Raw genomic sequence first — 16,036 nt, 5'->3', positions numbered from 1 at the left:
GGGACGCGGAGCGTCCCGGGATTCATTCCCACGCGGAGCGTGGGAACGATCAAGTCACTGGTTCTATGGTGTGCCGGGGATCAGGTTCTGAACCGTCGAACCAACCCGTCCAGCTCATTCGAAAGCCCGGCCAGGCTCTGCGAATCCAGGCGCGCGGAGTTCGCCAGTTCCGCGACCAATTGCGCATCCCCATGAATCTGGCTGATGTGGCGGTTGATGTCTTCGGCCACGTGATGCTGTTCTTCGGCGGCTGTCGCAATCTGCGTGTTCATGTCACGGATCACGTCCACCGACTCGCGAATCTGCCCGAAGCTGTTACGCGCTTCGCCGATTCGGCTCACCGACTGTTGCGACACTTCCAGGCTGGCGTGCATCTGTTGGGTCACCTGGCTGGTGCGCTTGGCGAGGTTGCCGAGCAGCCCGTCGATTTCCGCCGTGGAGTCCGCCGTGCGTTTGGCCAGCGCCCGTACTTCGTCAGCCACGACCGCGAACCCGCGACCTTGCTCGCCGGCCCGTGCCGCTTCGATGGCCGCGTTCAGCGCCAGCAGGTTGGTCTGCTCGGCGATCGAGCGAATGGTCCCCAGGATCGACTGGATATCGTTGCTGTCGCGTTCCAGCTGTTGCATCGATTGCGCCGACTGTTCGATTTCCTGGCTCAAGCGATCAACGCTGCTCACCGCCGCATCAATCTGCTGCTGACCTTCACGGGCCTGACGCTGGCCACTGTCGGCCGACTCCGCCGCCTGGCTGCAGGAGCGCGCGACTTCGTTCGCGGTGGCGACCATTTCGTGGAACGCCGTGGACACCATGTCCACGGCTTCACGCTGGCGCCCGGCGGCTTCGGCCATGTCGCTGGAAACTTGGGTCGAGCTTTTGGAGGTGGCGAGAATTTTCGTCGCCGCGCCGCCGATGCTTTGAATCAGGTTGCGAATCGCCGTCAAAAACTGGTTGAACCAACTGGCCAGTTGCGCGGTTTCGTCGCTGCCACGGATTTCCAGGTTTTTGGTCAGGTCGCCTTCGCCTTGGGCGATGCCTTCCAGACCGCTGGCCACGCTGCGGATCGGGCGCACGATAACGCTGGCGAAGCTGGCACCGAGGATGGCGAAGAACACGGCCAGCACGGCGGCGATGATTGCGATCAGCCAGGTCAGTTGGGTGGCCGAGCTCATCACGTCGTTTTGCTTGATCAGGCCGATGAAGGTCCAGCCCAGTTGCTCCGACGGCCAGACGTTGGCCATGTAGCGTTCGCCGTTCAGCTCGACTTCCACCAGGCCTTTGCCGGCCTTGGCCAGTTGCGCGTAACCCTCGCCGAGGCTGCTCAGTGGCTTGAAGTTGTGCTCTGGTTGTTTCGGGTCCACCAGGACCATGCCGGTGTTTTCCAGCAGCATCAGGTAGCCGGTTTCACCCAGCTTGATCTGCTTGACGATTTCGGTGAGCTGCTTGAGCGTCACGTCGATGCTGACCACGCCGCCGTTAGTGCCCAACTTGTTGTCGATGGTGCGCACGGTACTGACGTAAGTCGCGTCGTCCTGTGCCCAGTAATAGGCCTCGGTGCGAAACGGCTTGCCCGGTTTGGCCTGGGCCGCTTTGTACCACGGACGCTGGCGTGGATCGTAGTTGTTCAACTTCGCATCGTCCGGCCAGGACACATAACCGCCGGCCGCAGTGCCGAGAATGGCATAGGCGTAGGACGGATGGCTGTTGCCCAGGTCCTGGAGGAGGCTGAAGACTTTTTTGTCTGCTTCACCCTGGGGAATGCTCTCGGCGTTGGCGCTCATGTAGGTCTTGAGGCTGTCGTCGGAGTCCTTGATCAGGGGCTGTTTGGCCAGGTAGTCGACGTTCTGGCTGATGCCGTCGAAAAACAATTGCATGGCGTTGCTGACCTGACGAATCTCACGGCCACTGCCATCGACAAAACTGTCCTTGGCATCACTGCGCAAGTTCATCACAACCAGGGTGGCGACCAGCACCACGGGCACGCAGGCGATGATTGCAAACGCCCAGGTCAACTTCTGTTTGATGTTCATCCGCGCTCCAGATTTTCTTGTAGGCCCACGCAGTGCAGATGACTCGCGGAATATTGGTAGCCGAAAACGTTGTTGGTGTACTTCGGTCCCTGAAGCGTCGTCGTTTTTCTGTCAGAACGATTGTCGGACAAATTCCTTTGTCCTGAGGACTTCGGCTGCTGATGGGAGAAATTGAGTCCATATTGGAAAAATCCTACGCAGGGGTTTGCGCAAGATGTCAGCTTCTGTCGCAAATGCCTTCAAATCCCTTCGCCAACAAAGTTCGCTGGCTCAGCTATGATCTCGGCCGGTCATTGACGACCGGCGATGGATGAGCGATTAATCCGGCACATTGTGTGCTTCACGACGTTCATAGGTCGGCAACCCCTCCCCCGAACGGGTGGATTGCCGTATAACGAATGACTTTCGCGTGTTTGGTAATAAAGGACCCACAATAAAAGCTGATGAAGACTCCAAAACGCATTGAACCCCTGATCGAGGACGGTCTGGTCGACGAGGTGCTGCGCCCACTCATGAGTGGTAAAGAAGCAGCTGTTTATGTGGTGCGCTGCGGCAACGAGTTACGTTGCGCGAAGGTCTACAAGGAGGCGAATAAACGCAGTTTCCGTCAGGCGGCCGAGTACCAGGAAGGCCGCAAGGTGCGCAACAGCCGTCAGGCTCGGGCGATGGCCAAGGGCTCCAAGTTCGGCAAGAAAGAAACCGAAGATGCCTGGCAGAACGCCGAAGTGGCGGCCCTGTTCCGACTGGCCGGTGCCGGTGTACGGGTGCCCAAGCCGTATGACTTCCTCGAAGGCGTACTGCTCATGGAACTGGTGGCCGATGAATACGGTGATGCCGCGCCGCGTCTGAACGATGTGGTGCTGGAGCCGGACCAGGCCCGTGAATATCACGCGTTCCTGATTTCGCAGATCGTGCTGATGCTGTGTACCGGTCTGGTGCACGGTGACCTGTCGGAGTTCAATGTGCTGTTGACCCCGGACGGCCCGGTCATCATCGACCTGCCTCAGGCGGTGGACGCTGCGGGTAACAACCATGCGTTCAACATGCTGGAGCGGGATGTTGGCAACATGGCGTCCTACTTCGGACGTTTTGCGCCGGAGTTGAAAAAGACCAAGTACGCCAAGGAAATGTGGGCGTTGTACGAAGCTGGCACCTTGCACCCGGCCAGTGTCCTGACCGGCGAGTTCGACGAGCCGGAAGAACTTGCCGACGTGGGCGGGATCATGCGCGAAATCGAGGCCGCACGGCTGGACGAAGAGCGCAAGCAAGCGATCCGTGCTGCTGACGATGCGCCACCGAGTAAAGCCGAAGAACCGCCTCCGCCCTGGATGCAGTGATGCGCTAAACAAAAACCCGGCTTCGGCCGGGTTTTTTGTGGGTGCCATTTGTTGTAACCGCGTCGCCTCAATCGCGGGCAAGCCACGCTCCCACAAGTTTAGTGTCGGTCCCGAACGCCATGGTCGACACAAAACCTGTGGGAGCGTGGCTTGCCCGCGATGGCGTCAGACCAGACAATCCACAACAGCCATACTCCCCACACTCAAGGACTGAATGTGAACACCTCCACCCGCAACGCCCGACTGATCATTGCCGCCCGTCTGATTTCGGATTTCGGCGCCTTTCTCAACATGGTCGCCCTGGCCACCTACGTTTACCTGCTCAGCAACAGCGCCATGAGTGTCGGCATCTTCCTCGCCAGTCGTGTGGGCGGGGGGATTTTCGCCAGCCTCATCAGCACCGCGTTTTATCGCCGCTGGGTCGGGCGCATGCCGCTGATCGCCTTCGACCTGCTGCGTGCAGGATTGCTCGGGTTGCTGCTGGTGCTGCCGGTCCCGCAACAAGCTTTGCTGTTGCCGTTAATCGCGTTCGGCCTTGGAGTCGGCAACTCGATGTTCGCCATCGGCCTGAACAGTCAGCTGCCGCACTTGATCGATGGCGAACACCTGCTCAAGACCAATGCCTGGATCACCTCTGCCTCCTCGGCCGCGATGGTCGGCGGCAGTCTGGTGGCGGGGCTTTTGGTGGCGGCGTTTGGGTTTGAAACGGTGTTTGCGCTGAACGTGGTGACGTACCTGTCGGCCGCGTTGTTCATCCTGCCGCTGCGCTTTTCCGTCCCGGTGGCCAGCGATGGATCGACCCATGAGCGGGGTGAATGGTCGGCCCTGCGCCAAGGGTTGCGCAGCGCACCGGTAGTGGCCGCGATGCTCGCCGTCACCATGGCCGACACCTTGGGCAGCGCTGCACATAACGTGGGGTTGCCGATTGTTTCCAAACTGCTGACCCCAGAATCGGCCAGCACCACGCTGGGACTGATGCTGGCGGTATGGGCCTTTGGGAAATTCATCGGTGCGCGCATTGCCAGTCGCCTGAAAGGCTCGGACAACGCCCACCTGGAGCGGCGATTTTTTCTCGGGGTGTTGCTGATGTCCTGCGGCTTCATCCTGATGTTTCAGCAGCAGACCCTGTACGGCTTGCTCCTGTTTTCCCTGCCCGCGGGGTTGGGCGACGGTTTCTCTGAGGTGGGGCTGATGTCGCGCCTGCAGCGTGAACCGGACAGCCTGCGTCTGCCGATTTTCAGCTTACTGACCCTGCTGCAAATGACCGGGTTCGGCGTCGGCATGCTGATCGCCGCGCCGTTTTACTCATGGTGGACGCCGGGGGCCGTGGTGCTGCTGTTCCACGGCATTCCGCTCACCACGTTGTTGGTGGTGAAGGGGCTGGCGATCAAGGACGAACTGGTTCGGCGCAGCAGCCCGACGCGAGATTCTTGAGGATCGGGCAGTCGGGACGATGGTCGCCCTGGCAGTGCTCAACCAGGTCTTGCAGGGTATCGCGCAGTTGGCCGAGTTCGCGGATCTTCTGGTTCAGTTCGTCGATGTGCTGACGGGCCAGGGCCTTCACATCGGCGCTGGCTCTTTGGCGGTCCTGCCAGAGGGTCAGTAACTTGCCGACCTCTTCCAGCGAAAACCCCAGGTCCCGGGAACGCTTGATGAAGGCCAGGGTGTGCAGGTCGTCGTCACCGTAAACGCGGTAGCCGCTCTCGGTACGATGGGCGGCCTTGAGCAGGCCGATGGACTCGTAGTAACGAATCATCTTCGCGCTCAGGCCGCTTTGGCGGGCTGCTTGACCGATGTTCATCGATTGTCCTCCAGGTCCTTGGGCTTCCAGGTTTTCAACAGTAACGCATTGCTCACCACGCTGACGCTCGACAATGCCATGGCCGCACCGGCCAGCACCGGGTTGAGGAAGCCGAACGCCGCCAGCGGAATGCCGATCAGGTTATAGACGAAGGCCCAGAACAGGTTCTGCCGGATCTTCGCGTAGGTCTTGCGGCTGATCTCCAGCGCCGCCGGCACCAGCCGAGGGTCACCGCGCATCAAGGTAATCCCGGCCGCGTGCATGGCCACGTCAGTGCCGCCGCCCATGGCGATGCCGATATCCGCGGCCGCCAGGGCTGGGGCGTCGTTGATGCCATCGCCGACCATCGCCACCACGCCGGTTTTTTTCAGTGTGGCGACGGTGGCGGCTTTGTCGGCGGGCAGCACTTCGGCATGCACATCGGTGATGCCCAGCGCCTCGGCGACGACTTTGGCGCTGCCACGGTTGTCACCGGTCAGCAGGTGGCTGCTGATGTGCCGCGCGCTGAGCTGTTGCACGGCTTGCAGGGCGCCGGGTTTGAGGGTGTCGCCAAAGGCAAAGAGGCCGAGCACTGTCGGTTCGGGACTTTGTTCGATCAGCCAGGACAGGGTTCGGCCTTCGGTTTCCCAGGCGGTTGCCGAGTCCGCCAACGAACCGGCGTTTAAACCGCATTCTTCCAATAGACGACGATTACCCAATGCCAGCCGACGCCCCTCAAGCTTGCCGGCGATGCCTCGCCCTGTCAGCGATTGACTGTCACTGACATCCGCCAAGTTCAAACCGCGTTCGGCGCAAGCGTCCAGCACGGCCTTGGCCAGCGGGTGTTCGCTACCCCGTTGCAGCGCGCCGGCCATTTGCAGCAGGGCGGATTCGTCACCGTCGATGGCGGTCAAATGCGCGATCCGCGGTGTGCCCGAAGTCAGCGTGCCGGTCTTGTCGAACACCACCGCACTGACTTCATGCGCACGTTCCAGCGCTTCGGCGTCCTTGATCAGTATCCCGTAGCGTGCGGCCACGCCGGTCCCGGCCATGATGGCTGTTGGTGTGGCCAGTCCCAGGGCACAGGGGCAGGCAATCACCAGCACCGCGACGGCATTGATCAGGGCTGTTTCAATCGGCGCGCCGTACAGCCACCAGCCGATGAATGTCGCCAGCGCGATCAGCAGGACGGTGGGCACGAACACCTGGCTGACTTTATCCACCAGTTTCTGGATCGGCGCCTTGGCGGCCTGGGCGTCTTCGACCAGGCGAATGATTCGCGCCAGCACGGTTTCCGCCCCCAAGGCCTGGGTGCGAACCAGCAATCGACCTTCACCATTGATTGCGCCACCGGTGACTTTGTCGCCGGGTTGCTTGGGCACCGGCAGGCTTTCGCCGCTGATCAGTGCTTCGTCGGCGTGGCTCTGGCCGTCGACCACTTCGCCGTCCACCGGGAAGCGTTCGCCGGGTTTGACCATGACCAGGTCATTGAGGCGCAGGGCACTGATGGCGACGTCTTGTTCGCGACCGTCGATCACCTGAATCGCCCGCTCCGGGCGCAAGGCTTCGAGGGCGCGAATGGCGCTGGCGGTCTGGCGCTTGGCGCGGCTTTCCAGGTATTTGCCGAGCAGGACCAAGGCAATCACCACGGCCGAGGCTTCGAAATACAGGTGCGGCATGCGCCCGGCGGCGGTGGCCCATTCGTAAAGACTCAGGCCGTAACCGGCGCTGGTGCCGAGGGCAACCAGCAAATCCATATTCCCGGCCCCGGCGCGCACGGCTTTCCAGGCTGCCACATAAAAGCGTGCGCCGAAGATGAATTGCACCGGCGTTGCCAGGGCGAATTGCGCCCAGGCGGGAAGCATCCAGTGCACGCCGAATGGTTGCAGCAGCATGGGCAGCACCAGCGGCAAGGCGAGGACGATGGCCATGATCAACGCCCAACGCTCGCGGTGCAGGCGCTGTTGTTGAGTGTCGGTTTGCGGGTGTTCGACTTCCCAGACGCTGGCGGAGTAACCCGCTTTGGTCACCGCCGCGATCAGGGTTTGCGGATCGACGTGGCCGAGCAGTTCGAGGTGGGCGCGCTCGTTGGCCAGGTTGACGCTGACGCTCTTCACGCCCGGCACCTTGGCCAGCGCACGTTCGACCCGGCCCACGCACGAGGCGCAGGTCATGCCGTCGATGCTCAGTTCCAGACTGTGCCGGGGCACGCTGTAACCGGCCTGTTCAACCGCCGCCATCAACGCCGGCAAACTGTCGCTGGGCGCCTGGACTCGGGCCTGTTCAGTGGCCAGGTTGACGCTGACGGCGGAGGCGCCGATGACTTTGCTCAAGGCGCGCTCGACACGCCCGGCGCAACTGGCGCACGTCATGCCGGCAATCGGCAAATCGAAAGTGGTGGATTCGGACATCGCTCACGCTCCCTGTAGTAGAGACCTACAGGATCAACCTTGCCATGCTGGCAAGGTCAAGCGCCATTATTTATGGCACCGCGATCGTTCCCACGCGGAGCGCGTGAACGATCAGCGGGTCAATATTCCAGGTCTGCTCGCTTGAGGTGCATCCCTTCTTGCGTCATCGCAATCCGGTACTTCAACACATCACCCGCCTTGAGCGAGATGATCTGCGAACCCGGCGCGAGCATGCCCGGGTTGCAACCCGGCGCCTGGCCCGGCAGCAGCTTGAGGCGCAAGGACACATTGCCCGGCGGCAGGTTGAACGAGGTGCTTTGTTCCTGGAACAGTCGAGCAGACAGTTGATCCTGGATGTACACGCCGATTTCGCAGGAGGTGGCGACTTCCAGGCGCTCGCGGGAAATGATCAGTACGCCATAGTCCTCCCCGGCGGCTTGAACCGAAGGTGTCGCGGCAAAGAGGCTGAGGAAGCCAAACAGGCTGAGAGCTGACCAGCGCATGGCTGAATCTCCTGAAGTCGAGTCATTGATGCACGCAGCTTGGCCGAGCGCGACGCCGATTGCCAGCCCGGCAGTTTGTTCAAGAACTTGACCTTGCCATGGTGGCAAGCTCGAGACTGCACGCAATCTCAACAAAGGAGCCACACCATGCAAGTGTTCAACGTTCAAGGCATGTCTTGCGGTCACTGTGTCAAAGCCATCACTCAGGCACTTCAAACCATGGATCCGGCGGCCAGCGTGCGGGTCGATCTGGCGGCCAAGGAAGTCGGCGTTGAAAGCGCGTTGACGGTCGAGCAAGTGATCGCCGCGATCAGCGAAGAAGGCTACGAGGTCAAAGTCGCCTGACACAAGGCATTCAGTGTTTTTTAATAGTTAGCGAGCTATCGGAATGTTCAAGGCGTTCATGCACGGCTAGACTGTCGGCCTGCTGACTCATGCCCAACTGGATGCCTGATGAACTTTCGTACCATTTTGATTCTTGGCGCCCTCAGCGCTTTCGGTCCGCTGGCGATCGACTTCTATCTGCCGGCCTTCCCGGCGATGGCACTCGCCTTCGGCACCGATGAACAACACGTTCAACTGACACTGGCGGCGTATTTCCTCGGCTTGTCGATTGGCCAACTGGCTTACGGCCCGGTGGCCGATCGTTTCGGTCGGCGCATTCCATTGCTGGCCGGGGTTGGTTTGTTCACCCTTGCGTCGCTGGCCTGTGCCTATGCACCGAGCCTGGAATGGCTGATCGGCGCACGATTTGTCCAGGCGTTGGGCGGTTGTGCGGGCATGGTGATATCCCGTGCGGTGGTCAGCGATAAATGCGATGCGGTGGGTTCGGCGAAAGTCTATTCGCAACTCATGCTGGTCATGGGCCTGGCGCCGATCCTCGCGCCGATGCTCGGCGGCTTGCTGGTCAACACCACGGGCTGGCAGTCGATTTTCCTGGCGTTGACCGGTTTCAGTGCCTTGGCTGCGCTGGCCGTGGCGCTCGGGTTGCCGGAAAGCCTGCCCGCACACATGCCGCGTCAGCCGTTGTCCGGGGCTTTTCGGCAGTACGGTCGCCTGTTGTCGGATCGGATCTTTCTCGGTCATGCCTTGACGGGCGGCATCGCCATCGCCGGCATGTTTGCCTACATCGCCGGTTCGCCGTTCGTTTTCATCAAGCTCTATGGCGTACCGGCCGAGCATTTCGGCTGGCTGTTTGGCACCAACGCGGCGGGGTTCATTCTGGTGGCGCAAGTCAACGCGCGATTGCTGGCCAAGCGGGGTCCGGCGTTCTTGCTGGCGCGTGCTGTGTGGGTTTACCTGACCGCCGGTTTGACGCTGCTCGCCGTCAGCGCCTTGCACCCCACGCAGTTGTGGCCTCTGCTGATTCCACTGTTTATTTGCATCTCCAGCCTCGGCTGCATTTTGCCCAACGCTTCGGCGTGTGCGATGAACGGGCAGGGCGCCCGCGCCGGCAGTGCGTCGGCGATGCTTGGGTGTCTGCAATTCAGCGTCGCGGCGGGTGCCGCGGCGCTGGTCGGTGTTTTACACGATGGCAGTGCCGTACCGATGGCGATGGTCATCAGCCTGTGTGGTGTTCTGGTGGTGAGCGCGGCGATGTTCACCCGGCGTTTGCAAAAGGTTCGGGCGTTGGCGCAAGCGCAGGCCTGAAGACGGGGTCAGCCAGCGGCTCGTTGCTGGCGACCGGGAATTTGATGGGGGGCGTAAAGGCGTGCTTCGAGGGTTCGGGTAAAGGCCAGAGCTTCGGCTTCGCTGCGAAATGTCACGGCATGCTGGTCCAGGCGGACCTGCCATTGAGATTTAGCCAATTCTTTTATCAGGATCTTCATTGCTGACCTCTCCTCTCGTAATAACTGCCACGTAAAGATTGTGCCGCAGAGGTTTCGATTGTAGTCCTGAATACGATCGCTATTGTGACAGGCGTCAACTCTCAGACTGACGGTGTCGTTCCTTCAGGAACGACACTGTTTCATCATGTTTCAGAACCCTTCCAGCACAATCTTGCCTTTGGCTTTGCCGCTCTCCAGCAACGCATGGGCACGGCGCAGGTTGGCCGCGTTGATGCTGCCGAAGTGCTCGCCGACCGTGGTTTTCAACGTCCCGGCGTCGATCAGCGCGGCGATGCGGTTGAGCAACTTGTGTTGCTCGATCATGTCTGCGGTTTCGAACAGCGAGCGGGTGTACATGAACTCCCAGTGCAGTGACAGGCTCTTGCGTTTGAGCTTGGTCACGTCCAGTGACTTGGGATCATCGATCAGCGCCAGTTTGCCTTGCGGCGCCAGCGCCTCGACCAATTGATCCAGGTGCTGATCGGTCTGGGTCAGGCTGGCGACATGGGTCACGTATTCCACCCCGGCACGCTTGAGCGCTTCGCTCAACGGTTGGCTGTGATCGATCACCAGGTCCGCGCCCAACTCACGAACCCAACTCTGGGTTTGCGCGCGGGAAGCGGTGCCGATGACCTTGAGCCCGGTCAGTTGACTGGCCAGCTGTGTGAGGATCGAACCCACCCCACCCGCCGCGCCGACGATCAGCAGGCGCTGGCCTTCGTCGGTTTGGCCTTCATGCACTTGCAGGCGTTCAAAGAGCAATTCCCAGGCGGTAATCGCGGTCAGTGGCAGCGCGGCGGCTTCAGCGAAACCCAGGGTTTTCGGCATGTGGCCGACGATCCGCTCATCCACCACATGCCGTTCGCTGTTGCCGCCGGCACGGGCGATGGAGCCGGCGTAAAAGACCTTGTCGCCAGCCTTGAACAAGGTCACGTCTTTACCGACAGCCTTGACCACCCCGGCCACGTCCCAACCCAGCACCTTGGCCGCGCCGTCTTCAGGCTGGACGTTTTGGCGGACTTTGGTGTCCACCGGGTTGACCGAGATGGCTTTGACGTCCACCAACAGGTCGCGCGGGCCGGCAACCGGTTCCGGCAGTTCGATGTCTTGCAGGGATTGTTCGTCGCTGATCGGCAACGAGGTGTAATAGGCAATGGCTTTCATACAGGGGTTTCCGAAAGGTAATAAAAGAAAGGGGACAGCCTGATACCGATCATTTAAGCCGAGGCGCACTCCGTAGCAGCTGGCGAAGCCTGCGTTCGGCTGCGGAGCAGTCGTAAATCCTGTACGCGCGGATTTCCTGAAACACCGCATCGCCTGATTTCACGACTGCTCCGCAGCCGAACGCAGGCTTCGCCAGCTGCTACAAAAGTGCGGATCGGCACTAGGGATCAGGCCACGGTGCGCAGGCGCTTGAGATCAAAGTGTTCGAGAAAATCGCCGGCCTTGGCCCGGAAATTCTGGATGTGGGCGCTGGCGTCATGCGCCGCCAGGGCTTCGTCGCTGCTCCACTGCTCGATCATGTAAAAGGCATGCGGATTGGCGAGGTCCTGATGCAGATCGTATTGGCCGCAACCGGCCTCAGCGCGGGTTGGTTCCAGCAGTGCACGCAGGTGCCGTTCAAGGGCGTCTTGCTGGCCGGCTTTGGCGATGAGCGTGGCAATGGCGGTAAATGGCTGGGACATGGACGACTCCGGGAGCGTAATGAATTCGATGGCACAGATGATTGGCTATTTCACAGCAAGATAAAACCCGCTAAAAGAGCAGTCTCTTTCAATATTTTTTTGATAATCGAGGCTGAAAATGCTGCGTTTCGATGACTTGCAGTTGTTCGTCCGGGCTGCCGACCTGGGGAGCCTGTCGGCGGCGGCGCGGGTGATGGACATGTCGGCGGCCGTGGCCAGCGCGGCGTTAAAGCGCATCGAACAGCAACTGGGCGCGCGGTTGCTCGCGCGTTCAACCCGCAGCCTGCGCCTGACCGCCGAAGGCGAGGGGTTCCTGGAATATGCCCGCGCCGCCCTGAGCAATCTGGACGAAGGACGCCGCTTGCTGGCCAGTGGTCAGGACCAGGTCAGCGGGATTTTGCAACTGTCCGCACCGTCGGACTTCGGCCGCAATCTGTTGTTGCCCTGGCTGGACGAGTTTCAGCGTGAGCACCCGAAACTGACCGTGCGGCTATTGCTGGGAGACCGCATTGCCGACCTGTTCCGCCAACCGGTGGACATTGCCCTGCGCTACGGCGAGCCGGAAGACTCTAGTCTGGTGGCATTGCCCATCGCCCCGCAGAACCGCCGGGTGTTGTGTGCGGCGCCCGCTTACCTGGCCAGACATGGCGAGCCCCGGCAGCTCGAGCAACTGGCTCAGCACAATTGTTTGTTATTCATGCTCGGCAGCCGGGTCCACGATCACTGGAGTTTCCATGACGGCAAGCGCGAGGTTGGCCTGACCGTCAGTGGTGACCGTTTCAGTGACGATGCCGATGTCGTCCGGTTGTGGGCCGTTGCCGGCGCGGGGATCGCCTACAAGTCCTGGCTCGATGTCGCCGCCGATGTACTCGCCGGGCGACTGAAGGTGCTGATGCCGGAGTTGCTCTGTGAGCGCGCTCCTCTGAATTTGCTGTGCGCCCATCGCGCACAATTGAGTAAGCCGGTGAACCTGTTACGGGAAATGCTTGCCAGCCGATGCGCTCAATTAGGCAGTCAATTTCCGACGATAGCGGGGATCGATCATTAGTCGCAGGCAAATAGCGAAATTTCTCTCAGCAACTATCACCACCCACGGTTTCCCACGGGCAGGAACCGGCGGTTAACGCGCTTATACTAGCGCCGCCTCATGTACGCACCGTCGATCTCGCGATGGCGAGTCCGCGTTCCAGTCGGCGCGGTACCCCGCTCAATCACCCGGCCTTCGCCCTGGCTGCGAAGCAATGGCACAGGGGAGTGGGTGAGCTTCGCCCGGCTTATGGCGGTTTCCGCGTCTTGGCCGACCACACATTACTGGTCAAGATGTCTCTGAGCAGCAGACGAAACGATTCAACAGGGAGTGAATACATGGAACATGCACCTTGCATCAGCCAGATCGCCACATTGCTGGCTGACCCAAAGCGCAGCGCAATGATGTGGGCCTTGATGGACGGCACGGCGCGGCAAACCGAAGAGCTGGCGTTGTTGGCCGGCCTGTCACCCTCTTCGGCCAGCGCACACTTGGGGCGATTGTCCGCAGGCGGTCTGTTGAGGGTTGAAATCCGTGGCCGAAAGCGATTTTTCCGCTTGGCGGCCCCCGAGGTCGGTGCAGCCATCGAGGCATTGGCCAGCGCGACCCTGGCCAGCACGCCACAAGAAGTCCCGGATGTTTTCAAGCGCCCGAACCCCATCGCCAAACCTCAGGCCGCGCCTTCGTCACTGCTGCGGGCCAGACTGTGCGATGACCATTTGGGAGGCACCCTGGCCGCCGACCTTTACCAGCGCCTGCTGGATGCAGGCTGGATCGAACAGATCGATCAGCGGGTCATGATTACTCACAAGGGCTCAACCCAACTGGCGACACGAGGTGTGTTCATCCAGGCACTGGCCCATCGCAACAGCAGGGTTGCCTGTGCCTGTCCCGACTGGAGCGAAAGACGCCCGCACATGGGCGGTTCACTGGGCGCGGCACTGTTGCAATTGTTCATGCAGTCGGGCTGGTTGAGCCTGCCCAACGACTCCCGCGCCCTGCAGGTGACCACCGCAGGGCAGCGAGAAATCCATCGCTTCGCCAAAGAGACCGAGCTCGAAATGGCGCTGTAGAGATGCAGCAACCTCCGGTTTATGCGGTGTGGCTTATGGCTTGACCAATCTGGCGTCCAGGCTGTTTTGCGCCAGGCGCTTGGCCTGATCCTGGGTCATGCCCAAGTCGGTGTACAGCGCATGGAAGTTCTCGGTCACGTAGCCGCCGAAGTACGCCGGGTCATCGGAGTTCACGGTCACTTTCACGCCACGCTCGAGCATGTCGAGAATGTTGTGCTGGGACATGTGATCGAACACGCAGAGTTTGGTGTTCGACAACGGGCACACGGTCAGCGGGATCTGCTCGTCGATGATTCGCTGCATCAAACGCTCGTCTTCGATGGCGCGCACGCCATGGTCGATGCGCTGGATTTTCAGCAGGTCGAGGGCTTCCCAGATGTACTCGGGCGGGCCTTCTTCACCGGCGTGGGCCACGGTCAGGAAGCCTTCGTGACGGGCACGGTCAAACACACGCTGGAACTTGCTGGGCGGGTGGCCCATTTCCGAACTGTCCAGGCCCACGGCCACAAACGCATCACGGAACGGCAGCGCCTGGTCGAGGGTTTTCTCGGCTGCTTCTTCGCTCAAGTGGCGCAGGAAGCTCAGGATCAAACCGCTGGTAATGCCCAGTTGTTGCTCGCCATCCTTGAGGGCCGCAGCGATGCCGTTGAGCACCACTTCGAAGGGCACGCCACGGTCGGTATGGGTTTGTGGATCGAAGAACGGTTCGGTGTGAATCACGTTCTGCGCCTTGCAGCGCAACAGGTATGCCCAGGTCAGGTCGTAGAAATCCTGAGAGGTGCGCAACACGTCGGCGCCCTGGTAATACAGGTCGAGAAACTCTTGCAGGTTGTTGAAGGCGTACGCCTTGCGCAGGGTTTCGACGTCGCTCCATGGCAGGGCGATCTTGTTGCGTTCGGCCAGGGCGAACAGCAACTCAGGCTCCAGCGAACCCTCGAGGTGCAAGTGCAATTCTGCCTTGGGCAGGGCGTTTAGCCAGTCGTACATAATCTTTTCTCATCAGGTGCAGATGGCGAGCATTCTACAGATGCCCGTGGAAACAATTAGCAAAACCTGACCAGCCGGTTGATTACACCGCTTCCTGTTCCCGTCGATAGGCGTAGGTATCGGCAAAACGCGAAAGCAGGAATTGCGCGCAGGTAGTGGCCGGGTATTTCGCCAGGTGCTGCTCATCCTGGCAACCCGGCAGGCATTCGATGGCGGTGTCGGGGTGCGGTTCGGCAAAGAACGGCATCGAATAACGGTCCACACCGAACGGGCTGATCACCCGGTGCGGCGTCGACAGATACCGGTCGTTGCTCCAGCGCGCCATCATGTCGCCGAGGTTGACCACAAAAGTCCCTTCGATCGGCGTCGCGTCGATCCACTCGCCCTTTACGTTTCGCACTTGCAGCCCGCCGGCAGTGTCCTGATACAGCAGGGTGATGCAGCCGTAATCGGTGTGAGCGCCCGCGCCTTGTTGTTCATCGGAGCTGGCGGTGTGGCGTGGCGGGTAGTGGATCATGCGCAGCACGCTGACCGGCTCGTTGAAACGGCTATCGAAAAAATCCCGCTCGATGCCCAGCGCCAGCGTCATCGCCCGCAACAGGGTTTGCGCCAGGGATTGCATGTCGACGTAGTGCTGCTCCATCAGTGATTGCCAGCCGGGCAGCGCGGGATGTCGATTGGGGCCGCGCAGCGGTTTCTCCGCCAGCACGTCGGGATGATCGGCGGGCAGGTGCAGGCCCATGTCGAACGTTTCCTTGAGGTCGCTGGGCTTGCTCGGGTCGAGTTGTTCGGTGGCGATGGCACCGTAACCGCGGTGGTGGCGGGTTTGGGTGATGTCGATTTTCAGCTTTTCGGCGGTGGGTTGGGCGAAGAAGCGTTGAGCGTGGTCGAGTACGGCGGCGATGCGCGATGGGGAGATTGGGTGACCCTTGATGTAGAAGAAACCCCATTCACGGCAGGCGTGGTCGATCTCGGCAGCGACGGCTGTCCAGGCATTTTGGTCATCGCTGTAGAGAGGGGAGATATCGATGATCGGAAGACTGTTCATACAATTGTCCTGAGGAATACGCAGTCTGAAAAACACCGGAGTACCCCTGTGGGAGCGAGCTTGCTCGCGATGAGGCCAGGTCAGTCACATCACTGCTGAATGACAGACCGCTATCGCGAGCAAGCTCGCTTGTATGTTTAGACTTGAAGGGGTGGGCGGGACTAAAAGCTCGATTCCGACTCTAGCCAGTACGGACCGTGGGAGACTTCTCGTCCCGCCCCTTCTACCCGAAGCGCCGATAAGGAATTCATCGGTAAAACCGACGATAGAGGCAAGCCAGCGCAAGGGTAAACCCCGACAAGCCCTTAAACCCTAGCTCCGAGGATTCG

Annotated in this window: 15 protein-coding genes and 1 pseudogene; 6 read left to right on the top strand and 10 right to left on the bottom strand. The window is 60.8% G+C overall.

Going from position 1 to position 16,036, the window contains the following annotated elements; genetic code table 11:
- Positions 1-80: 80 nt before the first annotated feature.
- Together AC1D2P_RS20500 and AC1D2P_RS20495 are read right to left on the bottom strand one after the other, a co-directional pair.
- Positions 81-809, bottom strand: a complete 729-nt coding sequence (locus tag AC1D2P_RS20500) for a methyl-accepting chemotaxis protein (RefSeq protein ID WP_409201536.1) — start codon at positions 807-809, stop codon at positions 81-83.
- Between the two features lie 129 nt (positions 810-938).
- Positions 939-1,946, bottom strand: a pseudogene (locus tag AC1D2P_RS20495) (cache domain-containing protein); the annotation flags it as partial.
- Positions 1,947-2,470: 524 nt separating this feature from the next.
- Here AC1D2P_RS20495 and AC1D2P_RS20490 point away from each other — a divergent pair.
- Positions 2,471-3,364, top strand: coding sequence for a PA4780 family RIO1-like protein kinase (locus tag AC1D2P_RS20490; protein WP_046032972.1), 894 nt, complete (start codon positions 2,471-2,473; stop codon positions 3,362-3,364).
- A 216-nt stretch (positions 3,365-3,580) separates the two neighbouring features.
- Positions 3,581-4,798, top strand: a complete 1,218-nt coding sequence (locus tag AC1D2P_RS20485; RefSeq protein ID WP_477758050.1) for an MFS transporter — start codon at positions 3,581-3,583, stop codon at positions 4,796-4,798.
- Here AC1D2P_RS20485 and cueR read toward each other — a convergent pair.
- The 3 genes from cueR to AC1D2P_RS20470 form a co-directional block, all read right to left on the bottom strand.
- Positions 4,752-5,165, bottom strand: coding sequence for a Cu(I)-responsive transcriptional regulator (gene cueR / locus AC1D2P_RS20480; protein ID WP_046032970.1), 414 nt, complete (start codon positions 5,163-5,165; stop codon positions 4,752-4,754). The two genes, AC1D2P_RS20485 and cueR, sit on opposite strands and share 47 nt — an antisense overlap.
- On the bottom strand, positions 5,162-7,555 hold the full coding sequence (locus tag AC1D2P_RS20475; RefSeq protein ID WP_477758051.1) for a heavy metal translocating P-type ATPase: 2,394 nt from the start codon (positions 7,553-7,555) through the stop codon (positions 5,162-5,164). The genes cueR and AC1D2P_RS20475 overlap by 4 nt, the downstream gene beginning before the upstream one ends.
- Positions 7,556-7,674: 119 nt before the next feature.
- Entirely contained in the window at positions 7,675-8,058 is a 384-nt protein-coding gene (locus AC1D2P_RS20470; protein ID WP_109785511.1) for a hypothetical protein, read from the bottom strand.
- A 147-nt stretch (positions 8,059-8,205) separates the two neighbouring features.
- On the opposite strand from AC1D2P_RS20470, the gene AC1D2P_RS20465 reads away from it, so the two are divergent.
- Both AC1D2P_RS20465 and AC1D2P_RS20460 read left to right on the top strand, forming a co-directional pair.
- Positions 8,206-8,403, top strand: coding sequence for a cation transporter (locus tag AC1D2P_RS20465; protein WP_477758052.1), 198 nt, complete (start codon positions 8,206-8,208; stop codon positions 8,401-8,403).
- Between the two features lie 108 nt (positions 8,404-8,511).
- A complete protein-coding gene (locus AC1D2P_RS20460) occupies positions 8,512-9,708 on the top strand; it encodes a multidrug effflux MFS transporter (RefSeq protein WP_477758053.1) in 1,197 nt (398 codons plus the stop codon).
- A gap of 8 nt (positions 9,709-9,716) precedes the next feature.
- On the opposite strand, the gene AC1D2P_RS20455 is transcribed toward AC1D2P_RS20460, so the two are convergent.
- From AC1D2P_RS20455 to AC1D2P_RS20445, 3 genes are all read right to left on the bottom strand, one after another.
- Positions 9,717-9,887: a hypothetical protein gene (locus tag AC1D2P_RS20455; protein WP_175649049.1), complete on the bottom strand. Its 171-nt coding sequence runs from the start codon at positions 9,885-9,887 to the stop codon at positions 9,717-9,719.
- A 150-nt stretch (positions 9,888-10,037) separates the two neighbouring features.
- Positions 10,038-11,051, bottom strand: a complete 1,014-nt coding sequence (locus AC1D2P_RS20450; RefSeq protein WP_477758054.1) for a zinc-binding alcohol dehydrogenase family protein — start codon at positions 11,049-11,051, stop codon at positions 10,038-10,040.
- Between the two features lie 227 nt (positions 11,052-11,278).
- Positions 11,279-11,572, bottom strand: a complete 294-nt coding sequence (locus AC1D2P_RS20445) for a putative quinol monooxygenase (protein ID WP_046032964.1) — start codon at positions 11,570-11,572, stop codon at positions 11,279-11,281.
- Positions 11,573-11,690: 118 nt separating this feature from the next.
- Here AC1D2P_RS20445 and AC1D2P_RS20440 point away from each other — a divergent pair, with 118 nt between their 5' ends.
- Together AC1D2P_RS20440 and AC1D2P_RS20435 are read left to right on the top strand one after the other, a co-directional pair.
- Complete coding sequence (locus AC1D2P_RS20440) at positions 11,691-12,620, top strand: LysR family transcriptional regulator (RefSeq protein ID WP_046032963.1); 930 nt, start codon at positions 11,691-11,693, stop codon at positions 12,618-12,620.
- Between the two features lie 317 nt (positions 12,621-12,937).
- Positions 12,938-13,672 carry an ArsR/SmtB family transcription factor gene (locus AC1D2P_RS20435; RefSeq protein WP_109785514.1) on the top strand — a complete coding sequence of 245 codons (735 nt, stop codon included), beginning with the start codon at positions 12,938-12,940 and terminating at the stop codon, positions 13,670-13,672.
- Between the two features lie 33 nt (positions 13,673-13,705).
- Here the strand turns inward: AC1D2P_RS20435 and AC1D2P_RS20430 are convergent, their stop codons facing one another.
- Together AC1D2P_RS20430 and AC1D2P_RS20425 are read right to left on the bottom strand one after the other, a co-directional pair.
- Positions 13,706-14,659: an adenosine deaminase gene (locus tag AC1D2P_RS20430; RefSeq protein WP_046032961.1), complete on the bottom strand. Its 954-nt coding sequence runs from the start codon at positions 14,657-14,659 to the stop codon at positions 13,706-13,708.
- Positions 14,660-14,741: 82 nt separating this feature from the next.
- On the bottom strand, positions 14,742-15,707 hold the full coding sequence (locus tag AC1D2P_RS20425) for an isopenicillin N synthase family dioxygenase (RefSeq protein WP_477758055.1): 966 nt from the start codon (positions 15,705-15,707) through the stop codon (positions 14,742-14,744).
- Positions 15,708-16,036 lie beyond the last annotated feature (329 nt).

It is taken from the genome of Pseudomonas sp. P1_F1_2 (assembly GCF_056405815.1).
This window is presented reverse-complemented; position numbering and strand designations above follow the sequence as displayed.